Origin of the sequence: Nocardia jinanensis (assembly GCF_014645735.1) — a bacterium.
Classification (GTDB): Bacteria; Actinomycetota; Actinomycetes; order Mycobacteriales; family Mycobacteriaceae; genus Nocardia; species Nocardia jinanensis.
Genome location: NZ_BMMH01000005.1, coordinates 136,545 through 162,526, shown reverse-complemented (window position 1 = coordinate 162,526; position 25,982 = coordinate 136,545). Strand labels below are relative to the sequence as shown.

Genomic DNA, 25,982 nt, shown 5'->3' with positions numbered 1-25,982 from the left:
GGGCCGGGTCAGCGCATGGCCAGCGAGCCGCCGTCCACGGGAAATATCTGCCCGGTCATGAATTTCGATCCCGCACCCGCGAGGAATGCCAGAACCGGGACCAGGTCGGTATCGACATCTCCGAGCCGGCCCCCGAGCGGAATCGATTCGGCGAGACGTGCGTCGTGCCGCGCCAATTGTTCCGGGGTCATTTCGGACCGGGTGTTGTCGTACATCGGTGTCCAAATCGCCGGGGCTATCGCGTTGACCGTGATTCCGTATCGAGCCCATTCGGCGGCGGCCGTCCGGGTCCAGGCGGCTACCGCGCCCTTGCTCGCCGAATAGATCGCTTTTCCGGGCAGGCCGGCGATGCCGGCGGCCGAGCAGAAATTGATGATGCGACCGCCGTGGTCACGCAGATACGCGAAAGCTGCGGTGTTGGTGAGGTACGTTCCGGTCGCATTGATCGCCATCACCTTGTTCCACAGGGCGAGGTCGGTGCTTTCGGCGGCACCGGAGGGCGAGATTCCGGCGGCATGGATCAGGACGTCGAGGCCGCCGAGGATATCCGCGGCGCGGCCGAACGCCGCCTCGACCGACGCCTCGCGGGCGACATCGCATTGCACGAACGGCACGCCCGCGGCCCCGGCGATCTCGGTGCCGGGGCCGGCATTGATATCCAGGGAGACGACGCGTGCGCCCAGCGAGGGAAGGGAGCGGACCAGGCCCGCCCCCATTCCGCTGGCGCCGCCGGTGACGACGATACGGCGTCCGGTCAGCTGATTCGACATGGGAACCTTTCGAGGATCTTCGTGAACAGGTGCGCAGCGGTGATCACCGCGACTGCCCGGTGGCCGGGCGTGGGCGGTGAGTGGTGCCGATCAGGGGATTCCGCCGTCGGAACGCACGATGGATCCGGTGGTGTAACTCGATGCGTCACTGGCGAGGAACAGTGCCGCGCCGATGATTTCGGGCGGCTCGCCGATGCGGCCCAGCCGCAGCCCGGCGGCGGATCGGGCGATCTGCTCGGGTGACCACGCGGCCGAGATATCGGTACGGTACTGGCCGGGCATGAGCGTGTTCACCCGGACTTCCGGCCCCAGTAGGTCCGCGAAACCTTCCGTCATCGCGTTGAGGCCGTTCTTCGCGGCGGCGTAGGGGATGATCGAACCGGCCGGACGCAATGATCCGGTGCTGCTGACGTTGATGACCGTGCCGCTGCCCTGCTCCTTCATCCGGGTACCGACGAGCTGAGTGAGCCGGAAAGGGCCCTTCAGGTTGAGGCCGAGCACGCTGTCGTACATCTTCTCGGTGACATCGGTGACCTTCTCGTAGACCGGGGACATACCGGCGTTGTTGACGAGAATGTCGATCCGCCCGAACGCGGCATAGGCGGCGTCCGCGAGACCCTCGATCTCGTCCCAGTGGCCCATATGGCACCCGTAGGCGAGTCCGCGTCGTCCGGTGGACTTTTCGATCTCGCCGACCACGGTCACGCAGTTCTCGATCTTGCGGCTCGCGACGACGACGTCGGCGCCGGCGCGCGCGAAGGCCAATGCCATTTCCCGTCCCATACCGCGGCTGCCGCCGGTGATCAGCGCGACCTTGTCCGTCAGGTCGAACAGCTCGTACGGGGACGCCCCGGTAGGCGCGCGGCGCGAGGTTTCGGACATGGGCGGTACCTCCGTCTACACAAAAATGCCATTTCTCTATCAGAGAAACGATACATCTCCAGGAGAGTAATATGTACCCGATACTGGGCATCCCGGAGATTCGGCAAGGATGGATGGAATGGGTAACGAGGCAATATCGAACCGGCGGCCGGCCACCCGGGCGGCGGCCGCCGCGGAAAGGCGGCTTGCCGACCAGCGCGACGCGGTGGAACGTGAGGTTTCCCGGATTCTGGCGGTGACCGTCGGTCTCATCGAGGAGTCGGCCCCGACGATGCCCTCTATTTCTCGAATAGTCGCTGCCGCAGGAATTTCCACGCAAACTCTCTACCGCTACTTCCACAGCAAGGACGCGCTCGTGTTGGCCGTCCTGGAGCAGGGCGTGATCCGTCTGGCGGAATGGCTCGAGGCCCGGATGGAGGAGTTCGAGGATCCGCTGGACCGGATAGGAGTATGGGTGGACGGGATCCTGCGCCAGGTCGAGCACACCGAGGCCGCAAGCGTGAGCCGGGTGGTCCTCGGTAATCTCGACAACTCGATCGAGGGGCAGCGATACAGCGGATCGATGCTGGCTCCGGTCGTCGAATTACTGGACGGCCCGGTCGCCGCGATCGGGCGGGCCCCGCGGATCTACAGCCCGCTGGTCGCGGATCTGGTTTTCGGGGCGCTGCGTCGGCACCTGTGGGGCGGTACCGTCCCGGAGCCGGAGGAATGGCAGGCGCTCCGGGACTTCGTGATCGCCGGTATCGTCCCGCGACCGTAGCGTCCGGGCCGACGGTCACCCGAGCGGCGAAGCCGGCCCGCACCGGGTGCTTCCGCCCCGGGGAGCGGTCAGCGAACCAGCGGATCGCGAGGCAGGCCGAGTACTCGCTCGGCGATCACATTGCGGCTGATCTCCGAGGTGCCACCCGCGATCGTCAGGCTCCGCGCGAACAAATAGTCGTGATCGAGCGGCGCCGCCGCCCCGAGAACCGCTGCCGCGCCGCGGATCTCCATACCGAGTTCGGTGACGCGCTGGGCGTGCTCGGCGCTGAGCAGCTTCGTGACGCTGCCCTCCGGCCCCGGCCCCGGCCCCTCACCGGATACGGCGCGGGCGACCCGGCGCAGTTCGAGCACCCGCATGGCCAGTTCTTCCACCACGAGTTCGGCGACATCGCGGCCGACGCCGGTATCGCCGGGTGCGAACGTGGCTGCCCAGTCGACCAGGTCGTAGGCGTCGGGACCGAGTTGCGCTCCGCCACCGATACTCACTCGCTCATTGCCCAGGGTGGCCCGGGCGACGGACCAACCACGGTCGACCTCGCCGACGACATCGGAGTCGGGCACGAAAACCTCGTCCAGGTACACCTCGTTGAAAAAGGCGCGGCCGGTCAGCTCGGTCAGCGGCCGCACGGTGACACCCGGCGCCGACATATCGATGACCATCGCGGTGATGCCTTTGTGCTTGGGGACGTCCGGATTCGTCCGGACCGTCGCCAGCCCGCGATTACAGGCCTGGGCATTGCTGGTCCAGACTTTCTGGCCGCTCACCCGCCAGCCACCGTCCACGCGCACCGCCTTGGTACTCACGGCCGCGGCGTCGGATCCGGCACCCGGTTCGGAGAACAGCTGACACCAGGTCAGCTCACCGTGCAGGCTCGGGCGGATCCAGCGCTGCTGCTGGGCTTCGCCCGCTTGCTGGACAAGCGTCAGCAGGACCCATCCGCCGATGCCGAGACCCGGAATCTCGATATCCCGCAGTTCTTCGTCGATCACCAGCTGTTCGATCGCGCCGGCGCCGCGTCCGTACGGGGCGGGCCAGTGCGGAACGAGGTAGCCCGAATCGGCGAGGACCGCGCGACGCCGCTGCGGGGCGGCGGCGTGGTACTCGGTTACCAGGGCTCGTGCGGCCGCGCGGTACTCGTCCGCCTCCGGCGGCAGCGCGACGGAGAACTCACGGCGCGTGCCCCGCGCGACACCGGCGAACACAGTCGACAGGATCTCGGTGCGGGGTGCCAGCAGCGCGGCGTGGCTGCGGGCGCGCCGCAGATACAGATGGGCGTCGTGTTCCCAGGTGAAGCCGATACCGCCGTGAATCTGAATACTCAGTTGCGCGTTGTGCAGGAAGGCCTGCGATGCCACCAGGGCGGCGCTGTCGGCGACGAGATCGATACCGGCGGCTTCCGGTGCGGTGCGCACCGCGTCCCAGGCCGCCGCGATCGCCAGCTCGGACTGTACGAGCATATCGGCGCAGTGATGTTTGATCGCCTGGAAGGATCCGATCGTCCGGCCGAATTGGGTGCGGATCTTCGCGTACCGCACCGCCGCATCGAGGGTCGCGCCGGCACCGCCCGCCATCTCCGCGGCGGCGAGCAGCCGCGCGAGCCGGCGCAGCAGCAGGCCACCTCCGATGACCGTGTTCTCGGCGGTCGGCGCGGGTACCTCCGATTCGATCCGGACCAGCCCCTGGGTCGAATCGAGCGACCTGGGCTCGGTGAGCGTGAGAGACGCGCGGTCCACGAGGACGGCATCGTCCCCGGCCGGAACGAGGCATACCGCGGCGTAGGCCCCGCCGACGAGTGTGGTGCCCGTGGCGAATGCGCCGACGACCGATCCGTCTGCCAGGCCGGGGAGGTAGGCGGACTTCTGGGTGTGCGAACCCGCCTGGGCGAGAACGGCCGAGACGACCGTCGAGGCGAGGAACGGCCCCGGTGTGAGGGCGCGACCGTGTTCTTCGAGGATGATCGCCAGCTCCGGGAGTCCGTAGCCGGCGCCGCCGAACTCCTCGGGTAGATGAATGCCCATCCAGCCCTGGTCCGCCATGGCCGACCAGAGTCCGGTCACGCCCGTCACGTCACCGTCGGTGACGGCGCGCGCGGTGGTGAGCGCGTGGTGGTGGGCGAGGAAATCGCGGGCGACCTCGGCGAGGTCACGGTGCTCCTGGCTCAGTGCGATGGCCATGATCTTCCTTCGTTGTTCGGTGACGGCGCATGCCGCGGAAGCGTTTCCCTACTCGGGCGCAGGGCGGCCGCACTTCTATTAAAGTGCACTCTTTAGCGATCGGTGAGTGGAGGGCTACGCAGCCGCGGGGCATCCGGTGTGTGTGCGGGATTTCCGACGAGGTGAAGGGCCGACGCAATCGCCCGGCGATGTCGTCGTCGGGGAGTGGGTGGTGGCCGTTCTGTGGTCCATTGACACCTCTCGTTAATTGAGGCTACTTTATTTTCTCAGTGACCCGCAGCACGTTCAGTGTTCTCGCCGGCCGGTGAGGAGAACCGCGGTCCGTCCGTCGAGGTGGAGGAGCACGCCATCGTGGATATCCAACGTCCGATCCCGCAGCCGACGCTCGCCAGCGCCGAGTTCTGGGCTTCGGGTCGAGACGGCGTCCTCCGTATCGCCACATGCGACGACTGCGGCCGGATGGCCACGCCGCGGCCACCGATCTGTGCCGCCTGTCGCGGCCGTAGGCTCAGCTCGGTGCCGGTATCGGGCCGGGGCGTTGTCGTCGGGTTCACCGTGAACGCGCAGGCGTGGCTGCCGGCATTTCCGCCGCCCTACATTGTGGCGATCGTTGCGCTCGAGGAGGATTCGGGTGTCCGGCTGACCACGAATATCGTGGGCTGTGAGCCGGGGGATGTCTCCGTCGGGTTGCGGGTGCGCGTGCTGTTCGAGCAGCTTTCCGACGAGGTGTTCATTCCACTGTTCGAACCCGATCCCGCCGCGGGCGGGGAGCCCGGTGTGCTACCGGAGCCGGAGGACATCACCCCGCGCCTGCGTCCGATGGCGGCCGCCGCCAAATTCGAGGATCGTGTGGCCGTCACCGGCGTCGGCCAGTCGTCGCTGGGGCGCCGGCTCATGGTCGATCCACTATCACTGACCGTGGACGCGTGCCTGCAGGCCGTCGAGGACGCGGGCCTGACCCTCGACGATATCGACGGCCTGTCCACCTACCCGGGGAGCTCGTCGCCGGGAATGTCCGAAGGCGGGATCGGACCGCTCGAAGATGCCCTGCAGATCCGTCCCACCTGGATCAACGGCGGCGGAGATACACCGGGTCAGAACGGTTCGATCATCGCGGCGATGCTCGCGGTCGCGTCGGGCCTGTGCCGCCATGTGCTGTGTTTCCGCACCGTATGGCAGTCGTCGCTGAGTGAACTCCAGCGCAGCGGGCGCTGGCGGGACGCGGGTGGCGCCGCGACCGGAATCTATGAGTTCCGGGCGCCCTACGGTGCGATGTCGGCGGCCAATTGGATCGCCTGCCAGGCATCGCACTATATGCACCGGTACGGGCGTGGCCGCGACGCCCTGGGGTGGATCGCTGTCACTGCGCGCGCGAACGCGGCAGCGAATCCGGAAGCCGTGTACCGGGATCCGATCACCATCGACGACTACTTCGCGGCACGGATGATCTCGACCCCGTTCGGGCTCTACGACTGCGACGTCCCGATCGACGGGGCGGTGGCCGTGGTCATCTCGGCCGCCGAGACCGCGGCGGACCGGCCGCAACCTTCCGTTTTCGTCGAGGCGGTCGGTACCCAGATCATGGAACGGCTGTCGTGGGATCAGGGCACGCTCACCCATATGCCGCAGTCGCTCGGGCCCGCGGCCCATCTGTGGAGCCGGACCTCGCTGCGGCCCGAGGACGTGGATATCGCATGTCTCTACGACGGCTTCACGTTCAATGCGCTCTCCTGGCTCGAGGGCCTGGGTTTCTGTGAGTTCGGCGGGGCCGAAGACTTCATCGACAAAGGCCGGGGTATCGCGATCGACGGCCGGTTGCCGGTCAACCCGCACGGGGGCCAGCTCTCGGCCGGGCGTACGCACGGCTACGGATTGTTCCGCGAAGCGGTACTCCAGTTGCGGGGCCGGGCACCGGGCCGGCAGGTGGCGCAGGCCCGGTGCGCGGTGGTTTCGGCCGGTGGGGGAGTGCCCTCGGGCGCCATTCTCCTGCGTTCCGAGTGATCCGTGCCGAATGAGCACCGCCCGCACAGCATTCGGTCGAGTCGCTGGACATCGACGGTCCGGAAGGAAGCACGGAGATATGGCACGAGTGACGAAGGTGATTCTGGCGGTGGTCGCCGCGGCGACTCTCGCCGCGTCGGCCTGCGGCGGGGGCGGGAATTCGCCCGCCGCCACCGGTGAGCCCCGGCCCGGCGGCGCCGCCACGTTCCTGGTCAACAAGGAGCCGCGCACGCTCGACCCGGCGACCCTGAGTAACCTGGGTCCGCAGGACGGTGCTCTCGGCAACGCGCTCTACGGTCAATTGGTGGGCACCGATCCCGCGGATCATTCGATCGTCCCGAAACTCGCGCAATCCCTCGAGTCGAAGGACGGTATTGAATGGACGTTGACGCTCCGCGCCGGTCTCACCTTCTCGGACGGTTCGCCGTTCGACGCGGGGGCCGTGCAATTCGCCTGGGACCGGATGAAAGACCCGGCGGTGGGCGCGCTCGACGGGGGATACGCGCGGACGGTCGCGGCCACCGAGGTGACCTCGCCGGCCACACTGTCGATCCGGCTGAGCGAGCCGACGAGGCAGTTCGGGCAGACCCTCGCCACAACGGCGATGAACTGGATCGCCTCCCCGGCCGCGGTGGAAAAGGGGGCCGCGGCCTTCGACGCGAACCCGATCGGTGCGGGACCGTTCACGCTGGACAGCTGGTCACGCGGCGGGGATATCGTGCTGGCGAAGAACCCGTCGTACTATGACGCGCCGCGCCCCTACCTCGATCGCCTGACGATCCGCGCGATGGCCGACCAGAACCAGCGGCTGTCCACCCTGCAGTCCGGTGGCGCCGATCTGATTCTGAGCCTGAGCGCGGGTGACCGCCCCACTGCCGAAGCCGCCGGCTTCGTCGTCACTCCGGTGGATCAGAGCGGCGGCCTGGCCTTCGTCCTCAACAACGCCGCGGCGCCGTTCGACGATATCCGGGCCCGGCGTGCCGTGAACGCCGCCCTCGACCTGGACGCGCTGAACGACGTCCGCAACCGGGGCAACGGCACCGTTCCCACCTCACTGTTCACCGAGACCTCGCCCTACCACGATCCGGCGCTGGGTCTTCCGGGCCACGATCCCGGACTCGCGCAGCGACTGTTCGACGAGCTGGCCGCCGAGGGCAAACCCGTGCGGTTCTCCATCCTCGCCTACCCGACGACCGAGAACCAGCGCGGCGCCCAAGCCGTCCAGTCGCAGTTGTCGACTTTCGCCAATGTGCAGGTCGATGTGGAGACCGGCGATTACGCCGCGATCGGTGCGAAATTGGCCGCCGGTGACTACGAGTTCGGGATCACCGGTATCAACAGTTTCGAACCCGAACCCATATTCTCCCGACGCCTCCAATCCGGCAGCACCGCCAATTTCGCCGAGGTGGCCGATCCGGAACTCGACGAGGCGCTGCGGCTGGGCCGGATGGCCACCGATGAAGGGCAGCGCACCGAGGCGTACCGGAAGCTCCAGGAGCGCTTCATCGAGTTGCTGCCCATGATCTTGTACACGCGCAACGAGACGGCCGTGATCGCCGCGCCGACCGTGGGCGGTGTCGCGCTGTCCGGTATCGACGCCCCGCTGGTGGACACGCTCTGGGTTACCGGATGACCCTTTGCCTTCGGAGGCACGGCCGGTCCACGCCGCCCCTTTTCCGATACGACAGCTGCGGCACCGGGCCGCACGAGAGGAGCTGAGAATGCATCGCCCGATGGAAGGCGTGCGCGTCCTGGAAGTCGCGCAGTTCACCTTCGTACCCGCGGCGGGAGCGGTCCTCGCCGACTGGGGCGCCGATATCGTCAAGGTCGAGCACGCGGAACGCGGGGACGCGCAGCGCGGCCTGAGCCGGATCCTGGGACAGGCGGGGGGCCGGGAAGGATCGTCCTTCTATCCCATCATGGAGGGGCCCAATCGAGGCAAACGCAGTATCGGGATCGATCTGGAGAAGCCCGAATCCCGGCCGCTGCTGGAGAAACTCGTCCGGGCGAGCGATGTGTTCCTGACCAACTATCTGCCCGCCGCCCGCGAGAAGCTGCGTATCGATCTGGCGTCCATTCGACAGATCAACCCCGATATCATCTACGTTTCCGGCACCGGGTTCGGCGGCGAGGGACCCGACGCGGAGAAGGGCGGTTACGACTCCACCGCGTTCTGGGCGCGCGGCGGTAGCGCCGATGGCTGCACCCCGCCGAACGCCGCCGCGGTCACGGCAATGCCGGCCGGGGCCTACGGTGATTCGATCGGCGGGATGACCATCGCCGGGGGAATCGCCGCGGCCCTGTACGGCCGCAAGGTTTCGGGAGAGCCGTCCGCGCTCGATATCTCCCTGCTGGCCGTGGGTGCCTGGGCCAATCAGTTCACCGTCAACCTGGCGTTACTGAACGGTGGCCCGCTTCCGAAGGTGGAGCGCAGGTCCGAAGGCCGCAATCCGCTCACCCTCACCTACCGCACCTCGGATGACCGCTGGATCCAGTTCTCGATGCTGCAGCCGGGGCGATACTGGCCGGAGTTCTGCCGGCATATCGGCCGCGACGATCTGATCACCGACGAACGGTTCGCGACTGTGGAATCACTGCTGGCCAACAGCCTGAAAGCCATCGAAATCGTCACCGAGGTCATCGCCGGCCGGACGCTCGCCGAATGGTTCGACGCGTTCACCGGGATGCAGGGACAGTGGGCCGCCGTGCAGAATTCGTGGGAACTCGGCAACGATGAAGCGCTGCTGGCCAACGGCCGGATCGTCGAGGTGATCGATGCCGACGGAATCGCGCGCAAGCTGGTCGCCAATCCGGTCAAGTTCGACGAGGTGCCGCCGGCCCTGACGCGTGCGCCGCAGTTCGCCGAGCACACCGACGAAATCCTGACCGAACTCGGCTACGACGAAGCGCAGGCCCTCGACCTCAAGATCGCCGGTGCCGTGACCTGACCCGTGCGCACCACACGCACCGGACCGAGAACTCGAAGGGAAGCTCATATGTCGGAGGAAGTCCTGGTCGAACGGCGCGGTCGCGTCATGGTGATCACCCTCAACCGCCCGGCGGCCCGCAACGCGATCAATGCGGCGGTCAGCCACCGGCTGGCCGAGGCTGTCGACGAACTCGACTCCGCTGCCGACCTCTCGCTGGCAGTGCTCACCGGCGCGGGTGGAAACTTCTGCGCCGGAATGGATCTCAAGGCATTCGTCCGCGGGGAGAAGGTGGCGGTCGAAGGCCGGGGCCTCGGATTCACCGAGACCCCGCCGCGTAAACCGATCATCGCGGCCGTCGAGGGTTTCGCTTTGGCCGGCGGCACCGAACTCGTCCTCGCCTGTGATCTGGTGGTGGCGTCGGAGAGCGCGCGCTTCGGTATTCCGGAAGTCGCGCGGGGACTCGTGGCCGGGGGTGGCGGGCTGTTGCGCCTGCCCAAGCGAATCCCCTATCAGGTCGCCATGGAACTCGCGCTCACGGGCGCGCACTTCACCGCGGAACAGGCGCACCGATACGGTCTGGTGAACCGGCTCACCGCGGAGGGCGCGGCGCTCACCGTGGCGCTGGAACTGGCCGAGACGATCACCGCGAACGGGCCGCTGGCGGTGGCCGCGACCAAGGAGATCATCGTCCGGAGTGGCGACTGGTCCGACGCCGAAGCCTTCGATCGCCAGCGCGCGATCCTGCGACCGGTTTTCGATTCCCGCGACGCCGCGGAAGGCGCGAAGGCCTTCGCCGAGAAACGCCCGCCGGTCTGGCAGGGCCGTTGATCCGCAGAGCGGTACAGGAGAATCACCGTGGCGATGTACCTGGAAGAGTGTGCGGCCGTTCGGCCGGACGAGATCGCGTTGCGGGACAGCCACCGCGCACTCACCTGGCCGGAGGTGGACGAAACCGTCGACCGATTGGTCCACGCCCTCGATTCGATCGCCCTGGGAAGCCGCCGCCGCGTCGCCGTATTCGCCGCCAACTGCGCCGAACTCGTCCTCACTCACCTGGGCATCCTGCATGCCGGGGTATCGGCTGTGGTGATCAATTCGCACCTGACGGCACCGGAGGTGGCGCGGCTGCTCCGGGACAGCGGAGCGGCCGCCCTGTTCGCCGGCCCGGAAACGGCGGAACGCGCATTCGACGCGGCGCGATCCGCCGGCGTGGGCACGGTGATCGTCTGGGGGATCGACGGAACCCCGGCCGGTTCCGATCCGACCGGAATCGAACTGGTGCACTGGGAACACCGGCTCGCCGCGAGCCCGGCCGGCCGCCCCGGTGACGACCGTCTCGTCGGACCGACGGTGATGTACACCTCGGGTACCACCGGCTCACCCAAGGCGGTCGAACTCGGTGGCCGGCGGTCCGGGAGCCTCTCGCTCGGCGAGCATCTGGCTGCGTTGCGTGCCCAGCCGATGGCACAGGACGGAGTGCATCTGGTCGTCGGACCGCTCTCCCACACCGGTCCGCTGACCGCCATCGGGCTGCTCGCCGCGGGTCAACCGGTGGTCGTCCAGGAGAAGTTCGACGCCGTGGGCACGCTCGCGGCCATCGAGCAATATTCTGTCGCGACCTCGATCATGGTCCCCACCCACTTCCGCCGATTACTGGACCTCCCCGGGGATGTGAAGCGCCGGTATGTACTCGACTCGCTGGTGCGGGTCGGTCACACCGGGTCGCGCTGTCCGGTCGAGGTGAAGAGGGCGATGATCCGGTGGTGGGGCCCGGTGTTCCTGGAAGCGTACGGCGCCACCGAATCCGGCACGGTCTGCACCATTACCAGCGATGAATGGCTGGCGCACCCGGGGAGCGTGGGGCGGGTCACCGCCGCGTTCCGCAGCGCCTTCGCTGTCGACGACCGCGGGAACGAGCTGGCCGCGGGCGAGTCCGGCTTGCTGTACTTCGAGGATCCGACCGGAACGGGTATCGCCTACCTGGACGACCCGGTCAAGACGGCGGCGGCGCACCTGCGGCCCGGCGTGTTCACCCTCGGCGAGATCGGTTTCGTCGACGCGGACGGCTATGTCCACCTCACCGATCGGGCGACCGATCTGATCGTGACCGGTGGGGTCAATGTGTATCCGGCCGAGGTGGAGGAGATCCTACTGGGCCACCCCGCGATCGCGGATGCCGCGGTGATCGCGGTACCCGACAGTGAATTCGGCGAGTCGGTGCATGCCGTGGTGGTGCGCCGGCCGGGTGGTACCGGGCTGGATTCGGCGGCCGTGCGGGCGTATTGCCGCGAACGTCTCGCGGGTTACAAATGCCCCCGCACGGTGGTGTTCGCCGACGCGCTCCCGCGCAATGCCATGGGAAAGATCGATAAGCGCTCGCTGCGAGCCTCGGCCGGATCTCGGACCGGGGAGTCCGGCGCTGTCCCGGGGACGAGCGGATTCAGGAAAGGGATGACAACGTGATGGAGGAGACGATATGACCGCACGGTTCGCTGGAAAGGCCGTCATCGTGACCGGTGCCGCGGGCGGAATCGGCGCGGCGATCAGTGCGCGCTTCCTCGAGGAGGGTGCCTCGGTGCTCGTCGCCGATATCGATGCCGACGGACTCGACCGTTTCGTCGCCGGCCGGTCCGGCGATACCGACCGCCTCGCGGCGCACCGGACCGATGTCTCGGACGCCGAATCGGTGCAGGCGATGGTCGATGCGGCGATCGCGATATTCGGGCGGCTGGATACGCTGGTCAACAATGCCGGCTTCGCCCTGTTCGGAACGGTGGAGACGATCACCCCCGAGCAGTGGCACCGGGTGATCGATGTGGATCTGAACTCGGTGTTCTACGGTGTGCGCGCGGCCCTCCCGCATCTGCGCCGGACCGGCGGAAGCGTGGTCAATACCGCGTCCATCTCCGGATTCGGTGGCGCGAAGGGGCTCGCCCCCTACTACGCGGCCAAAGGCGGCGTGGTCAATCTGACCCGGTACCTCGCGGTCGAACACGGCGGTGAGGGTATCCGCGTCAATGCGGTGTGCCCCGGGCCCACCAACAACGGCAAGGCCGCGATGAGCCTGCCGGCGTTGGACGATGCCTACCGGGCGGTCATTCCGGCCGGGCGCCAGGGCACTCCCGCGGAGATCGCCGCCGCGGTGGCTTTTCTCGCTTCCGACGATGCGTCGTTCGTCAATGGTCACAACCTCGTCGTGGACGGTGGCCTCACCGCGTGGACCGGTGAGCCGAACGTACCCGCCATCGTGGCGGCCGCCCAGCGCTGAGTTCGCCGCGGGACCACCCCGGATGCGCGGGCGTGCGGGTCCCGGTATCGATGTTCGATGGGTGAGGTCTGGCGCTGCTAGGTGTTAATGAGTATCCTCATTAACGGAAGAACTCCGTGGGTGTCGCAGCCGCGCGGAGATTCGATCTCCATTGTCGAACGGACCGAGGTGAGTGGATGAATCTGGCATATACCGTGGCGGAACAGGAGTTCCGGGCGTGGGCCCGGGAATTCCTCGCGACGGAGATCCCGGCGGAGATCCGGGAACGGTACGGCCGCGGCGGTGATGTCGTGCCGTCCGATTTCAGAATCGTTCAGAGGATACTCAACTCGCACGGGCTGGCGACGCCGTCGTGGCCGGTCGAATGGGGCGGCAAGGAGTGGACGTCCGTTCAACGGCATATCTGGGCCGACACCATGCAGCGCATGTCCATCCCCGAGCCGCTCGGCTTCAACGTCTCCATGGTCGGCCCGGTGATCGCGGAGTTCGGCAACGAGGAGCAGAAGAAGCGGTTTCTCCCGGCCACGGCGAACCTCGATATCTGGTGGTGCCAGGGGTTCTCCGAACCGGAGGCCGGATCGGATCTGGCCTCGCTGCGCACGACCGCAGTCCGCGACGGTGACAGCTATATCGTGAACGGCCAGAAGATCTGGACGACGCTGGCGCACCATGCCGACTGGATCTTCTGCCTGGTTCGCACGGATCCGTCGGCCGTCAAGAAGCAGGCGGGTATCTCCTTCCTGGTCATGCCGATGGACACGCCGGGGATCACGGTGCGGCGGATCGATTTCGTCGACGGCGGCCACGAATGCAACGAGGTCTTCTTCGAAGACGTACGGGTGCCCGCCGAGAACCTCATCGGTGCGGAGAACAACGGCTGGACGATGGCGAAGTTCTTGCTCGGGAACGAACGGACCAGTGTCACGCGGGCCGGGCACACCGCCGCGCAGCTGGCCCGGACCAAACAGCACGCGGCCCGCACCCTCGGCGGGAATGCCCGTCCCCTGCTGGAGGATCCACTCTTCGCGGCGCGGATCGCCGAAACGGAAACCGAGCTGCTCGCGCTCGAGCTGACTCTGCTGCGCGTCGTCGCCAGTTCGGCCGATGGCAAGCCCAACCCGGCGTCTTCGTTGCTGAAATTGCGTGGATCGGAACTGATGCAGGCAGTCACCGAAATCGAGATGGATATCGCCGCGCTCGATTCGCTCGTCTACGGCACGCCCGACCCCGTCGACGACGGTATCGCGAGCCCGGCCTGGGCCCGCGCCGCGGCGCCCGCGTTCCTGAACCACCGCAAGGTGTCCATCTACAGCGGTTCGAGCGAAGTACAGCGCACCATCATCGCCTCCTCGATCCTCGGATTGGGGGCCTGAGATGGACTTCGAACTGAGCGACGAACAGCGCATGCTGCAGGACGCCGCCCGCGATCTCCTGGTCAGTCGCTACGACGTCGGCAAGCGCAACACTGTCCTCGCCTCCGCGAGCGGCTGGGATCGGGGCACGTGGTCGGCAATGGCCGAGATGGGCCTGACGGGCCTGCCGTTCGCCGAGGCCGACGGCGGAATGGGCGCCGGTCCGGTCGAGGTCATGGCCGTGCTGAACGAGGTCGGCCGCAGTCTCGCTCCCGAGCCGCTGCTCGACTCGGTCTATGTCCCGGGTGGCGTCCTCGCCGAAACCGGGTCCGTGCAGCAGCGCCGCCGGCTGATCCCGGACCTCGCCGCGGGAACACTGCTGCTCGCGTATGCCCACGACGAACCCGGTGTGCGCTGGCCGTCCACCGCCTTGTCGACGAAGGCGGACGGGCACGGCACCGGGTGGACACTCACCGGATGTAAGAATCCCGTTCTGCGCGGCGACTGCGCCGATCTACTGGTGGTGAGCGCGTCACTACCGGGCGGCGAAACCGGGCTGTTCCTCGTGGGTACGCAGATCTCGGGCGTCACCCGCACACCGTTCCGTACTCCCGACGGCGGCCGCGGTGCGCAGCTGGACTTCCAGGGTGCCCAGGCCGAACTGCTCACCTCCGGTGACGCTGCCGCGGCCGCGATCACGGCGGCGGAGGTCCGCCGCGTGGGCGCGCTCTGTGCCGAGGCGGTGGGCGCGATGGACGAGATCCTCCGGCTGACCTGCGCCCATCTCGGCTCCCGCAAACAATTCGGTGTCCCGCTGTCGACCTTCCAGACGCTGACGCACCGAGCCGCCGATATGTACGTACGCCTGGAACTGGCGCGCAGCATGAGCTTGTACATCACGATGTCACTCGCCGACGGTGTGGTGGATCCGGTCATCGCCTCGCGGGCCAAGCTGGTGGTGAACCGGTCGGCCCGCCATATCGGCCGCGAGGCGATACAGATGCACGGCGGAATCGGCCTCACCGCGGAGTATCCGGTAGGGCATCACGTGATGCGCCTGACCTCCATCGAGCACACACTCGGTGGCTCCGAAGAGCATCTCTGCGTGCTGTCCGCTCGAATCGGGTCGTACGACACCGTCGAAATCCACGGCTGAGGCGGTGGTACCGGTACGAGGTGAGCTCGTCGACCCGGCAGCCGAAATATTCCCCTTGATAAATGATTCGATCCCGAAAGAGGTTGCGCGATGACCATGGTGGACCACGACGAGACGACCGAGGCGAAGGGCACCTTCGACCTGCCGTATCCGGTCTTCGACTCCGATTCACATCTGTACGAACCGCGTGAGGCGCTGCTGAAGTATCTCCCGAAAAAGTACGAACGCGCCCTGCAGTATGTGGACGTCGGCGGCGGCCGGATTCGCCTGTCGGTCAACAATCACGTCACCAACTACATTCCGAACCCGACGTTCGATCGGGTGGCGCGGCCGGGCGCGCACGAGCTGTACTACGCGGGCAAGAACACCGAAGGTCTGTCGTTGCGCCAGATGACCGGTGATCCGATCGACGCCATCCCGGCTTTCCGGGAGCCGGGCCCGCGGCTGGAGGTCATGGATCAACAGCACGTCGATACGGCCCTGGTATATCCGACCTTGGCCAATCTGGTGGAGCAGTCGGCGGTCGACGACCCGGATCTGGTGCACGCGGTGATCCATTCGCTCAATCAGTGGATCGACGAGGTGTGGTCGTTCGACTACAAGGGCCGGATCTTCACGACACCGGTGATCGCATTGGCCATGGTGGACGAGGCTGTCGCCGAACTCGACTGGGTGCTCGAACGGGGTGCGAAGGCCATCCTGATCCGGCCGGCGCCGGTCAAGGGCCTGCGGGGATACCGGTCGCCGGGTCTGCCGGAATTCGACCCCTTCTGGAAACGGGTCGAAGAGTCCGGCGTCCCGGTGATCATCCACGCCGCCATGCAGCCGCTGATCGACTATGTCGAGCAGTGGGAGAACGCGCGAACCAACAGCGCGTTCGAACGGTCGCCGTTCAAGTATGTGACGCTGGGCCACCGCGATATCGAGGATATGGTCTCGGCCTTGATCCTGCACGGCGTGTGCACCCGTTTCCCGGGGATCCGGTTCGCCTCGCTCGAGAACGGCAGCGACTGGCTGGTGCCGCTGCTGCACCGCTTCGAATCGGCATACTCGAAAATGCCGCAGCTGTGCCCGGAGCACCCGGTCGAGGTATTCCGCCGGAATTGGTGGATCAACCCGTTCTGGGAAGGTGATGTGGAGGTTCTGTCCACTGTCGTGGATCCCTCGCGGATCATTTTCGGTTCGGACTATCCGCATCCGGAGGGCCTGGAGGCGCCGTTGAACTACCTGGCCTATCTCGAAGGTGTGCGGCCGGAGAAGATTCCGATGATCATGGGCCGTAATTCGTATGAGCTGATGGGTATGCCCATACCGGAGAATTCGCGGTTCGCCACCGGAAAGTGACATCGACGAGGGCCGGGGGAACGGCGCGGCCGTTTTCTCCGGACCTTTGGTCCAGAGAAAGGGATTGCAGCTCCGATGTCTTCCGGTAATCACCGAATAGTTCTGGCCGACCATCCGGTCGGTGAGCCCAGGCCCGCCGATTTCCGGTTCGAGGAGGTCGCGATGCCCGTGCCGGGGGACGGGCAGGTCCTGTTGCGGACGATCTATCTCTCGCTGGATCCGTATATGCGCCGCCGGATCGACCGGGGCGATACGGATCCCCGGGCCGTCCGCCCCGGCCGGCTCATGCCGGGCGGGACGATCTGCGAGGTCGTCAAGTCCCGGACCCCGGACTTTCGTCCCGGCGACCTCGTCACGAATGGCGCCGGTTGGCGGCAGTACTCGGTCGCCGACGCGCGGGCCGTGCGCGCCCTCGATGTCACCGCGATGCCCTCGGCCACCGCACTCGGTGTTCTCGGGATGCCGGGCTTCACCGGATATGCCGGTCTCGTGAAGATCGGCGCTCCCCAGCCGGGGGAGACGGTCGTGGTGGCGGCGGCGACGGGACCGGTCGGTTCCACGGTGGGGCAGGTCGCGCGGATGGCGGGGGCGCGGGTGGTCGGAATCGCCGGCGGACCGCGTAAATGCGCGCATCTCATCGACGATCTCGGATTCGACGCGGCGGTCGATCACCGTGACCCGGACTTCGCGCGTCGTCTGGCCGCCGCGGTACCCGACGGTATCGACGTGTACTTCGAGAATGTCGGTGGTGCAGTGCTGGACGCGGTGCTTCCCCGGCTCAACGAGTTCTGCCGCATCCCGCTGTGCGGGCTCGTCGCACAGTACAACGCCACCGAGGCGCCGGGTACCGATCGGCTCCCGGGTTTCCTCGACCGGCTGCTGGAGGTACACGGGACCGTCCGGGCGTTCGCGATGACCGAGTTCGTGGGCGAGTTGTACAAGCAGTTCGTCAAGGATATGAGCAGCTGGATACAGGACGGCCGGTTCGTCTACCGCGAGGACATCACCGACGGGCTCGAGAACGCGCCGGCAGCATTCATCGGGATGCTGCGCGGCGAGAACCTGGGGAAAACGGTCGTCCGGATGTGACGGCCCGCGTGCGCGGGGTGCCGCGGGGACGGCATCCCGCGCATCCTCGTTCATGGCGCCGCCGATATCGGATCACGGTATGACGAGCACCTTTCCCACGGCCCGGCGCTGCGCGACCTCGGCCAGCGCCGCACCGGCCTCGTCGAGCCGGTAGCGGCGGTGCAGTAGCGGTGTGACCGCGCCGGAGGCCCATAGTTCGAGGAACTCCTGCCGGTCGCGCCGGTCGCGTTCCGGATCACGCTGTGCGAATGTCCGTATCTCGAACCCGGACAGGGTTATTCCCTTGAGCAGAACCAGGTTGAGTGGGATGCGGGGAATGGTGCCGCTGGCGTAGCCGATCGTGACGAAACGGCCGCCCCATGCCATCTCGCGCAGCGCGGGTTCGGCGAGGGCGCCGCCCACAGGATCGATCACCACATCGACGGCGGATTTCCCGACAGCGCCGCGAATTCGTTCGCGCAATTCGCCGCTGCCGTAATCGACGGTATGCACCGCACCGCGGGTCCGGGCCGCCGCCAGCTTGTCCTGCGATGATGCCGCCGCGATGACCCGGGCCCCGAGGTGGGTGCCGAGTTCGACCGCCGCGAGCCCGACGCCGCCGCCCGCTCCCAAGACGAGGAGCGTCTCGCCGGGGCGGACACCCGCCACCGAGCGCAGGGCGTGGTACGCGGTCAGGTGACAGACGAACACCGCGGCGGCGGATTCGAGGTCGACCGCGGCGGGTACCGGGGTCAGCGCTGTTTCGGGAGCCACGACGTACTCCGCGAAACAGTCCGCGGCGAGTACCGCGACGCGATCGCCGAGAGAATATGCGGTACTGCCGTTTCCGCGGGCGGCGATCACTCCGGCGGCCTCGTATCCCGGGACGAACGGGTAATTCGTGGCCACCTGGTAGCGGTTCGCGACCATCAGCGCGTCCGGAAAATTGGCGGCCGCGGCGTGGACGCGGACCAGGACCTCCCCGGGGCCCGGGATGGGTGTGGCGACGGTGTCGGTGCCGAGAACGGCGGGCTCACCGGCGTGGTGTGCGCGGGCGACGCGCATCGTCGGCGGTACCGGGGTCGTGTCCTGGGGGGTTTCCATGGCGCCTTCCGGGGTGTAGAGCGACGAGACCAAAAGATCGAGCCCGGTTTGAGTAATTGTATTTTTCTAAACTAGAAATTACATTACTTGGTATGGCAGAGGATGTGGCCGGAACCGGCGCGGCAGACCTGGACATCGACGCGCTGAGCCGATGGATGGATGAGCAGGGCTTCCCCGGCGCCGGCGATCGGGTGCGCACCCGTACCCTCGCCGGGGGCTCGCAGAACGAATTGCACGAACTCGACCGCGGCGGTCGGCGATACGCGCTCCGGCGTCCGCCCGCCTACGGAGTGGACGGCCGCGCGAAGGCGCTGATGCGCGAGGCGCAGTTGCTGCGGGCACTCGCCGACAGCGATGTGCCGCACGCCCGGCTGCGCGGGGTGAGCGCCGATGATTCCGTGCTCGGCACACCCTTCTACGTGATGGATTTCGTCGAGGGCTGGAGCCCGACCCAGGGATGGGCCGCCCCGTTCGATACCGATCTCACGGCGCGGGCCGGGCTCGCCGTCGAACTCGTCGACGGAATCGCGCGGTTGTCCACGGTCGACTGGCAGGCGCGCGGGCTCGGATCGTTCGGCAAACCGGATGGATTCCTCGATCGCCAGGTGGACCGGTGGCTGAAACACCTGTCCACCTTCCAATTCCGTGACCTTCCCGGGGTCGACGAGGCCGCCGACTGGCTGCGGAACAACCGGCCCCGCGCCTCGGCCCCGGGAATCATGCACGGCGACTATCAATTCGCGAACGTGATGTTCGCTCCCGGGTCCGAGCCGAAGCTGGCCGCGATCATCGACTGGGAGATGACCACCGTCGGCGATCCGCTGCTCGATCTGGGCTGGGCACTGCTGGCCTGGGGGCCCGAGGGTGACGATATGGAGCATCTGCGCTACCTCGACTACGCGGGGCTGCCCGCGCGCGACGATCTGCTCGAGCACTACGCGACGGTCAGCGGCCGAGATGTCACCGATATCGACTATTACGTGGTGCTCGCGCGGTTCAAACTCGGGATCATCCTGGAATCCAGTGTCGCGAGGTTCGTCTCGGGCACGGCGGACGATCGGGTGGCCCGTTTCGGCCCGATGCCGCCCGAACTTCTGCGCAAGGCGGCATCGCTCAGCGCGTCCACCACACTGCGCTGATCACCCGCGTCCCCTTCTTTCATCGAACAACCGGCAGCAGGGAGCTCGTCATGGCATGGGATTTCTCCACCGATCCGGAATTCCAGCGGAAGCTGGACTGGGCCGAGGTTTTCGTCGAGGAAAAGGTGGTGCCGCTCGAGGCCCTCTTCCCCGATCTGGAATTCCAGCCCCTCACGCCGGAACGGCGACGCATTGTCGACCCGCTCAAACAGGAGGTCCGCGACCACGGTCTGTGGGCACCCCACCTCGACCCGGAACTCGGCGGACAGGGCTTCGGTGCGGTCAAATTGACCTTGATCAACGAGATTCTCGGTCGTGCGGGCACCTGGGCGTCGGTCGTCTTCGGAACCATGGCGCCCGATACCGGCAATGCCGAAATCCTGGCCCGTTTCGGCACACCGGAACAGAAGGATCGCTACCTGGAGCCGTTGCTGTCGGGTGAGATCTTCTCGTGCTTCTCGATGACCGAACCACAGGGCGGGGCCGATCCCCGGGTCTTCACCACCCGGGCGGTACGTGCGGGCGACGAGTGGGTGATCAACGGGCTGAAGTACTTCTCCTCGAATGTCTCGACCGCGTCGTTCCTCATCGTGATGGCGTTGACCGACCCGGACGTACCGGTGCAGAAGGGCACCTCGATGTTCCTGGTGCCGCGGGAGACCGAGGGAATCGTCATCGAGGAGAACCACCAGATCTACGGCCACGCGCCCGGCGCCGCCGGCCACGGTCTGGTGCGGTACACCGATGTCCGGGTGCCACTCGACGCGATGCTCGGCGATCCCGGCAATGGGTTCGGTGTCGCGCAGTCACGATTGGCCGGTGGGCGTATCCATCACGCCATGCGGGCGATCGGCTACTGCCGGCGCCTGCTCGATATGGCGGCCGAGCGTGCGTTGAGTCGCAAGACAGCCCCGGGGGTGCTCGCGGACAAGCAGTTCGTGCAGGGGTTTCTCGCCGACTCCTACACCGAACTCCTGCAGTTCCGGATGGCGGTGCTCTACACGGCCTGGATCATCGAGACCCAGGGCGGTGACGCCGCACGCAAGGAAATCGCCGCATTGAAGATCGCGACCCCGAAACTGGTCACCGATGCCGTCCATCGCACTATCCAGCTGCACGGCGGACTGGGCCTGACCGCGGAACTTCCGCTCGCGCGCATGTGGACCTCGGGTATGACACTCGGCCTCGCCGACGGCCCGACCGAGGTACACAAGGTGAACCTGGCGAAGGCGCTGCTGCGCGATTACAAGGCCGTCGAGGGATTGTGGCCGAGTGAGATGCGTAGTAATCGGTTGGCGGAGGCCCACGCGCTCTACGGCGATCTGCTGGACTGATGTCTGTCAGCAGGCGTACCCGACGGCGCGCTCCCACAGAGACGGAGTGAGATGATGACCGACACCGATGAAGTACGCGGCCCGCTGCGCGGAGTACGCATCGTCGAGGACGCGCTGACACCCGCGGCGCGAATGGCCGGAATGCTCCTGGCGGATCTGGGAGCAGACGTCACTCGGATTGCCGGCGCCGACGAGGACCTGCCCGTTGGCAACCCCGCGTATCGGCGGGGCAAGCGCGAGGTTTCCGTGCCGGTCGTGGACTGCACTGCCCTGAGCGGACTGCTGGCGAGCGCGGATATCTTTCTCAGTGACCGGGCGCCGGGAGAGCTGGCGCGCCGGAGCCTGGGCGAGGCGGCGGTGCGGCCGGTGGCGCCGGACCTCGTGCATCTGTGGATGCCGCCGTATGGAACGACCGGGGAGTGGTCGGACAGCCTGCCCCCCGATCCGCTGCTCCTCGCCGCACTGAGCGGGATCGCCGCCCATCAGCCGTCGATCGAGGATCGCCCGGTCGCTTCGGTCATCGATCTGGTCGCCCCCGTACAGGGCGCACTGGGTGCGACCGCGGCGGTCGCGGGGTTGGTGGGGCGGGCCCGCGACGGTGCCGGCCGCGGCGCGGTGGTGAGCGGTTTGCACGCCGTGGCGGCGCTGATGGTCACGATGATGCTCGAAGGTCTCGACGAGGAGGTGTTCAACCCCGGCAAGGCCACCCAGCCGACACCCTCGTGGCGTATGTATCAGGCCGGCGACGAGCTGTGGTTCTTCCTCGCGGCGTTGACCCCCGAAGGGTTCGTGCGCGCGCTCGATGGCCTCGATCGGCTCGACCTGCTGCTGATCCCGGAGATAGCAGGGGACCCCGCGCGGATCCAGGTGCCGGAGGCGGGCGCGGTGGTGGGTGCCGTGCTGCAGGATCATTTCCGGACGCAGCCGCGTGCGCACTGGCTTGCGCTGCTGCAGGACGCGCAGGTCCCGTGCGCACCCGCGGCAACCCGCGAGCAGTGGGCGGGCGGGAACATCGTGGCAGGAAACGGTGGGCTGGTAACCCGCGCGCACCCGTCGTTCGGTGATATGACGATGCCCGATCTTCCGGTGCGGTTATCGCGCGACCCGGGTGCGGTCGGCTCGTTCGCCGGCGGCGAGGCCACCTCGGGGCGGGCCGGCACCCGGCCGCCGGACGCCGCGCCCGCGCGCGAGACGGCATCGCCGGATCGGCTGCCGCTGCACGGTATCCGGGTCGTCGACCTCTCGTCGTTCCTGGCCGGACCGAGTACGACAGCATTTCTCGCACAACACGGTGCGGATGTGGTCAAGGTCGAGCCCCCGGCGGGGGATCCCTACCGCACGTATTCGATCTCCTATCTCGCCGTCAATCAGCGGAAACGATCGGTCGCGCTCGATCTGCGCCGGGAGACCGATCGCGAGACGTTCCGGGCGCTGGCGGCACAGGCCGATGTGCTCGTGGAGAATCTGCGTCCGGGCCGGCTGGAACGTCTGGGTCTGTCGGCGGAATCGCTGGAGAAAGCCAACCCCGCGCTGGTGCATTGTTCGGTGTCGGCATTCGGGTCCACCGGTGACGCGGCCGATCTGCCCGGTTTCGATCCCGTGTTCCAGTGCCTGAGCGGTCTCGCGGTCGCACAGGGCGGCGCGAGTGCACCGATCGTCACCAATGTCGCTGTACACGACACCGGCACCGGCGCGTTGAGCGCGCTGGGTATCGCCGCCGCGTTGTACGCCCGGTTTTCGGGGCACGGTCTGGGGCAACGAGTCCATACCTCGTTGGCGCAGACGGCGACGTTCGCGCAGTTCGACCAGTTCACCGAGTACCCCGGCCACCCGGACCACTTGACCGGCGCGGTGGATTTTCCCGGTCCGCATCCGGGCCGCCGATACCATCTATGCCGCGACGGCTGGGTGGCATTGGCCTGCGATCAACGCGATCGGGTCGTGGCGATGGTCGCGGCGCTGAGCAACAGCGCGCAGAGGGATCCTGCCGAGATCGGAGCGCTGCTCGAAGCGCTCACTGTGCAGGAAGCGATCGCGACCGCGGTGCGCCACGGGGTTCCGGCTTGCCCCGTCCTGGATCGGGAGGGGGAAATGTGGGACGAGTACCTGCGGGCCAACGGGTTCGGTCATGTAGTACGGCATCACCGACATGGACGGATGGCAGTCGTCCGCGGTTTCGCGACATGGTCATCGGGAATCCCGCGGGAATCGGCCTCTACCGAACCGGGCGACCACACCGCGGAGATACTTGCCGAACTCGGCCGGGAACAGTCGGCCGGAGGGCAATGACGCAATCATGACGCTGCACCCGATCGGTGGGAACGGGTGCAGCGTCATGGGTACGTGTGCCGGCCGCTGCAGTTCCAGGATTCCCCGCCCGGAACTGCAGCGGGCCGCGGGCTATTCGGGCTGATGCGGAAAGTCCATCACCACGACCCGCGCACCGCCGGCGCCGGCCGTGATGGTGGCGAGGTCGTCCACGTCCACCGAAATCCACGACAGCGGCGGGAAATCTGCCTCTTCCGACCGGAGGTTGCCTTCCAGGCAGAGGGCAAGACGCGCCGTACCGCCGAGGCGGTGGGCCGGCAGCGTCCTGCCCTCGGCGAGCCAGATGTCGAGGCAGGCCACACCATCGGGTTGCGGTTCGATCAACCAGGTGCCCTCGGCGGTGGGTTCCGCGTCGAGTACCGCCGTGACCTGGCGACCGGACTTGCCTTCCTTCTTCTTCCGCGCGCCGGGCATGTAGAAGGCGCCGACATCGGCCGCGGCCCGGGCCGTGAAGTACTTGATCCCGTTCTCGGCGGATTCGATGGGGCCGTACGGTGACCACGGGTCTGCGTAATGCATGGTGACCAGCCGGATCGGCTTCTTGCCGAAAGAGCCTGCACCGTCGACGAAGAATTGGAACTGGGGGACCCGGTGGAAATGCGCGCCCGTGGCGCCTTCGAGCTGGTCGACCAGGAAAACCTGGGGCCCCGCCGCACGCTCACCGACATTGCCGAAGACATTACCGATGCGGTATCGCGTGCCGGAGTCCGAGACGAATTCGTTCACATCGTTCATCACGGTGCTGCCCGACACGATAGTGGTGCTCATCGCGGGAACTCCTAGTGCTGGTGGCGGGCAAGGAATCGCTTGCTCGCTCGTCGAACGCGGGAAGGGGCGCGAGGTGGAGAGGAATCAGTCGTCGGCATTGGTATCGGTTGAGTGTCCTCTTTGCTCTCGATCTATTGTCGTCGCCGGGGCAATGTGGAGTCAACCCATGGCGTGAAATCCACTCCCCGGAACTGGTATGGAAGCGGAGAGGGTCGAATCGTGTGCTGTTGCCCACGGGGTTCCGGTATACCGGATGCGAACGATACGTCCTATATATCAGGGTACTGTTTGCTATACTGGCCGCAGTGTCGCGCGATCTCGCGCTGACCTCGAACGTCCCGAGGTGGTCAATGGAAGCGGTTCGATCCCATACCGTCCGTGTCCTCGAGGTGATCGACGAGACAGCGGACGCCCGCTCCGTGGTGTTCGACCTGCCGGGAGTCGCGTACCGGCCCGGCCAGTTCGTCACCGTGCGCGTACCGAGCGATCTGACGGGCTGGGTTTCGCGCTGCTACTCGTTGTCGAGTTCACCGCATATCGACGAACCCCTTCGCTTCACGGTCAAACGCACGAGTGCCGGGTATGCCTCGAACTGGTTGTGCGACAACGTCGTTACCGATATGCAGCTCGAAATATTGCCGCCCAGTGGCGCGTTCACCCCGGCCTCGCTCGACGTCGACCTCCTGTTGTTCGCGGCCGGCAGCGGGATCACGCCGATACTGTCGATCGTGAAATCGGCGCTGGTGCAGGGCGGCGGGCATATCCACCTGTTCTATGCCAACCGGTCGGACGAGAACGTCATCTTCGCCGCGGAAATCGAAGCCCTCGAACGCAAATATCACACCCGGCTGACCGTTGGGTACTGGATGGAGAATGTTCAGGGCCTACCCGGAGTCGGCGCGATCGCGGCGGCATATGACAGCCATCCGGATCGGGATATCTACCTGTGCGGCCCCGGCCCCTTCATGGATATCGCCGTGCGCGCGCTGACCGAGCGCGGAGTTCCCCGGGCGAGAATCCATCGGGAGGTCTTCACCTCACTGACCGAGGACCCGTTCTCGGCCCAGCAGCACCGGCCGGCGGAAACGGCCGCACCGGCGCATCGAGTGACGGTAAACCTGAACGGCGTCTCGACAACGCTGGACTGGCCCGGACATATCGACCTCGTCGAATTGCTGCTCCGTATGGACCTGCCGGTACCTCATTCGTGCCGGGAGGGCGCGTGCGGTTCCTGTGAGGCCGTGCTGAAGTCGGGTGAGGTACGCATGGAGTCGAATTCGATTCTGACGGAGGAGGATATGGCCGAGGGCTATATCCTCGCGTGCCAGGCGCATCCCTCGGGTACCTCGGATATCGAAGTCGAGTTCTGAAGCGCCGCACGCCGAGTACCGGGCGGGACCCGACCGATGAGACGAGGCGGAGCCGAGAACTGCGGCCCCGCCTCTTTGCCACGAGTTCGCTGTCAGCCGACACCCGGATCGACGACCACCCGCCAGCCGTCGGTGAGCAATCGAGCGGTGACGGCGGACCCGAGTCCGCCGGTGCCGCCGGTGACGAGTGCGGTCTGTTGCCGGGTCATCTGTTCTGTTTCCTCCTGGCAG

At 67.0% G+C, this 25,982-nt stretch carries 20 protein-coding genes and 1 pseudogene; 15 read left to right on the top strand and 6 right to left on the bottom strand.

Annotated elements, in window-relative coordinates; genetic code table 11:
* Window positions 1–8: 8 nt before the first annotated feature.
* Window positions 9–770, bottom strand: a complete 762-nt coding sequence (locus IEY68_RS14110; protein ID WP_062997753.1) for an SDR family NAD(P)-dependent oxidoreductase — start codon at window positions 768–770, stop codon at window positions 9–11.
* Between the two features lie 90 nt (window positions 771–860).
* Complete coding sequence (locus IEY68_RS14105) at window positions 861–1,652, bottom strand: SDR family NAD(P)-dependent oxidoreductase (RefSeq protein WP_062997755.1); 792 nt, start codon at window positions 1,650–1,652, stop codon at window positions 861–863.
* Window positions 1,653–1,770: 118 nt separating this feature from the next.
* Between IEY68_RS14105 and IEY68_RS14100 the strand changes: the two genes are divergently transcribed.
* Window positions 1,771–2,412 carry a TetR/AcrR family transcriptional regulator gene (locus tag IEY68_RS14100; RefSeq protein WP_062997757.1) on the top strand — a complete coding sequence of 214 codons (642 nt, stop codon included), beginning with the start codon at window positions 1,771–1,773 and terminating at the stop codon, window positions 2,410–2,412.
* A gap of 68 nt (window positions 2,413–2,480) precedes the next feature.
* Here IEY68_RS14100 and IEY68_RS14095 read toward each other — a convergent pair whose 3' ends face one another.
* On the bottom strand, window positions 2,481–4,589 hold the full coding sequence (locus IEY68_RS14095; RefSeq protein WP_062997759.1) for an acyl-CoA dehydrogenase family protein: 2,109 nt from the start codon (window positions 4,587–4,589) through the stop codon (window positions 2,481–2,483).
* A gap of 459 nt (window positions 4,590–5,048) precedes the next feature.
* On the opposite strand from IEY68_RS14095, the gene IEY68_RS14090 reads away from it, so the two are divergent.
* From IEY68_RS14090 to curA, 10 genes are all read left to right on the top strand, one after another.
* A complete protein-coding gene (locus IEY68_RS14090; protein WP_229718804.1) occupies window positions 5,049–6,590 on the top strand; it encodes a thiolase C-terminal domain-containing protein in 1,542 nt (513 codons plus the stop codon).
* Window positions 6,591–6,669: 79 nt separating this feature from the next.
* A complete protein-coding gene (locus IEY68_RS14085; protein WP_063916252.1) occupies window positions 6,670–8,223 on the top strand; it encodes an ABC transporter substrate-binding protein in 1,554 nt (517 codons plus the stop codon).
* Between the two features lie 88 nt (window positions 8,224–8,311).
* Window positions 8,312–9,538, top strand: a complete 1,227-nt coding sequence (locus IEY68_RS14080; RefSeq protein ID WP_189094263.1) for a CaiB/BaiF CoA transferase family protein — start codon at window positions 8,312–8,314, stop codon at window positions 9,536–9,538.
* A gap of 48 nt (window positions 9,539–9,586) precedes the next feature.
* Entirely contained in the window at window positions 9,587–10,348 is a 762-nt protein-coding gene (locus tag IEY68_RS14075; protein ID WP_062997765.1) for a crotonase/enoyl-CoA hydratase family protein, read from the top strand.
* Window positions 10,349–10,381: 33 nt separating this feature from the next.
* Entirely contained in the window at window positions 10,382–11,983 is a 1,602-nt protein-coding gene (locus IEY68_RS14070; protein ID WP_063916253.1) for an AMP-binding protein, read from the top strand.
* A 13-nt stretch (window positions 11,984–11,996) separates the two neighbouring features.
* Complete coding sequence (budC, locus tag IEY68_RS14065; RefSeq protein ID WP_062997767.1) at window positions 11,997–12,788, top strand: meso-2,3-butanediol dehydrogenase; 792 nt, start codon at window positions 11,997–11,999, stop codon at window positions 12,786–12,788.
* Window positions 12,789–12,964: 176 nt separating this feature from the next.
* Entirely contained in the window at window positions 12,965–14,161 is a 1,197-nt protein-coding gene (locus tag IEY68_RS14060; RefSeq protein WP_062997769.1) for an acyl-CoA dehydrogenase family protein, read from the top strand.
* A gap of 1 nt (window position 14,162) precedes the next feature.
* A complete protein-coding gene (locus IEY68_RS14055; protein ID WP_062997771.1) occupies window positions 14,163–15,296 on the top strand; it encodes an acyl-CoA dehydrogenase family protein in 1,134 nt (377 codons plus the stop codon).
* A gap of 90 nt (window positions 15,297–15,386) precedes the next feature.
* The gene (locus IEY68_RS14050) at window positions 15,387–16,640 is read left to right on the top strand and encodes an amidohydrolase family protein (protein ID WP_062997773.1); all 1,254 of its coding nucleotides are present in this window, start codon (window positions 15,387–15,389) and stop codon (window positions 16,638–16,640) included.
* Between the two features lie 75 nt (window positions 16,641–16,715).
* Complete coding sequence (curA, locus tag IEY68_RS14045) at window positions 16,716–17,729, top strand: NADPH-dependent curcumin/dihydrocurcumin reductase (RefSeq protein ID WP_062997775.1); 1,014 nt, start codon at window positions 16,716–16,718, stop codon at window positions 17,727–17,729.
* A 72-nt stretch (window positions 17,730–17,801) separates the two neighbouring features.
* On the opposite strand, the gene IEY68_RS14040 is transcribed toward curA, so the two are convergent.
* Window positions 17,802–18,812 (bottom strand): NADPH:quinone oxidoreductase family protein, encoded by a 1,011-nt coding sequence (locus IEY68_RS14040; protein ID WP_229718771.1) that lies wholly within the window; start codon window positions 18,810–18,812, stop codon window positions 17,802–17,804.
* Between the two features lie 92 nt (window positions 18,813–18,904).
* On the opposite strand from IEY68_RS14040, the gene IEY68_RS14035 reads away from it, so the two are divergent.
* The 3 genes from IEY68_RS14035 to IEY68_RS14025 are packed head-to-tail and all read left to right on the top strand — an operon-like array spanning window position 18,905 to window position 23,574.
* Window positions 18,905–19,951, top strand: coding sequence for a phosphotransferase family protein (locus IEY68_RS14035; RefSeq protein ID WP_062997777.1), 1,047 nt, complete (start codon window positions 18,905–18,907; stop codon window positions 19,949–19,951).
* A gap of 50 nt (window positions 19,952–20,001) precedes the next feature.
* Complete coding sequence (locus IEY68_RS14030; RefSeq protein ID WP_062997779.1) at window positions 20,002–21,285, top strand: acyl-CoA dehydrogenase family protein; 1,284 nt, start codon at window positions 20,002–20,004, stop codon at window positions 21,283–21,285.
* Window positions 21,286–21,339: 54 nt separating this feature from the next.
* Complete coding sequence (locus IEY68_RS14025) at window positions 21,340–23,574, top strand: CaiB/BaiF CoA-transferase family protein (RefSeq protein WP_189094262.1); 2,235 nt, start codon at window positions 21,340–21,342, stop codon at window positions 23,572–23,574.
* Window positions 23,575–23,685: 111 nt separating this feature from the next.
* Here the strand turns inward: IEY68_RS14025 and IEY68_RS14020 are convergent, their stop codons facing one another.
* A complete protein-coding gene (locus IEY68_RS14020; RefSeq protein WP_062997783.1) occupies window positions 23,686–24,381 on the bottom strand; it encodes a hypothetical protein in 696 nt (231 codons plus the stop codon).
* Between the two features lie 350 nt (window positions 24,382–24,731).
* On the opposite strand from IEY68_RS14020, the gene IEY68_RS14015 reads away from it, so the two are divergent.
* Window positions 24,732–25,751, top strand: a complete 1,020-nt coding sequence (locus IEY68_RS14015; RefSeq protein WP_062997785.1) for a ferredoxin--NADP reductase — start codon at window positions 24,732–24,734, stop codon at window positions 25,749–25,751.
* A 110-nt stretch (window positions 25,752–25,861) separates the two neighbouring features.
* On the opposite strand, the pseudogene IEY68_RS14010 reads toward IEY68_RS14015, so the two are convergent.
* Window positions 25,862–25,960 (bottom strand): annotated as a pseudogene (locus IEY68_RS14010) (oxidoreductase); the annotation flags it as partial.
* Window positions 25,961–25,982 lie beyond the last annotated feature (22 nt).

Coding starts and splice junctions, on each gene's coding strand:
- IEY68_RS14110 (WP_062997753.1), bottom strand. CDS start 770: ATGTCGAATCAGCTGACCGGACGCCGTATCGTCGTCACCGGCGGCGCC.
- IEY68_RS14105 (WP_062997755.1), bottom strand. CDS start 1,652: ATGTCCGAAACCTCGCGCCGCGCGCCTACCGGGGCGTCCCCGTACGAG.
- IEY68_RS14100 (WP_062997757.1), top strand. CDS start 1,771: ATGGGTAACGAGGCAATATCGAACCGGCGGCCGGCCACCCGGGCGGCG.
- IEY68_RS14095 (WP_062997759.1), bottom strand. CDS start 4,589: ATGGCCATCGCACTGAGCCAGGAGCACCGTGACCTCGCCGAGGTCGCC.
- IEY68_RS14090 (WP_229718804.1), top strand. CDS start 5,049: ATGGCCACGCCGCGGCCACCGATCTGTGCCGCCTGTCGCGGCCGTAGG.
- IEY68_RS14085 (WP_063916252.1), top strand. CDS start 6,670: ATGGCACGAGTGACGAAGGTGATTCTGGCGGTGGTCGCCGCGGCGACT.
- IEY68_RS14080 (WP_189094263.1), top strand. CDS start 8,312: ATGCATCGCCCGATGGAAGGCGTGCGCGTCCTGGAAGTCGCGCAGTTC.
- IEY68_RS14075 (WP_062997765.1), top strand. CDS start 9,587: ATGTCGGAGGAAGTCCTGGTCGAACGGCGCGGTCGCGTCATGGTGATC.
- IEY68_RS14070 (WP_063916253.1), top strand. CDS start 10,382: ATGTACCTGGAAGAGTGTGCGGCCGTTCGGCCGGACGAGATCGCGTTG.
- budC (WP_062997767.1), top strand. CDS start 11,997: ATGACCGCACGGTTCGCTGGAAAGGCCGTCATCGTGACCGGTGCCGCG.
- IEY68_RS14060 (WP_062997769.1), top strand. CDS start 12,965: ATGAATCTGGCATATACCGTGGCGGAACAGGAGTTCCGGGCGTGGGCC.
- IEY68_RS14055 (WP_062997771.1), top strand. CDS start 14,163: ATGGACTTCGAACTGAGCGACGAACAGCGCATGCTGCAGGACGCCGCC.
- IEY68_RS14050 (WP_062997773.1), top strand. CDS start 15,387: ATGACCATGGTGGACCACGACGAGACGACCGAGGCGAAGGGCACCTTC.
- curA (WP_062997775.1), top strand. CDS start 16,716: ATGTCTTCCGGTAATCACCGAATAGTTCTGGCCGACCATCCGGTCGGT.
- IEY68_RS14040 (WP_229718771.1), bottom strand. CDS start 18,812: ATGGAAACCCCCCAGGACACGACCCCGGTACCGCCGACGATGCGCGTC.
- IEY68_RS14035 (WP_062997777.1), top strand. CDS start 18,905: ATGGCAGAGGATGTGGCCGGAACCGGCGCGGCAGACCTGGACATCGAC.
- IEY68_RS14030 (WP_062997779.1), top strand. CDS start 20,002: ATGGCATGGGATTTCTCCACCGATCCGGAATTCCAGCGGAAGCTGGAC.
- IEY68_RS14025 (WP_189094262.1), top strand. CDS start 21,340: ATGACCGACACCGATGAAGTACGCGGCCCGCTGCGCGGAGTACGCATC.
- IEY68_RS14020 (WP_062997783.1), bottom strand. CDS start 24,381: ATGAGCACCACTATCGTGTCGGGCAGCACCGTGATGAACGATGTGAAC.
- IEY68_RS14015 (WP_062997785.1), top strand. CDS start 24,732: ATGGAAGCGGTTCGATCCCATACCGTCCGTGTCCTCGAGGTGATCGAC.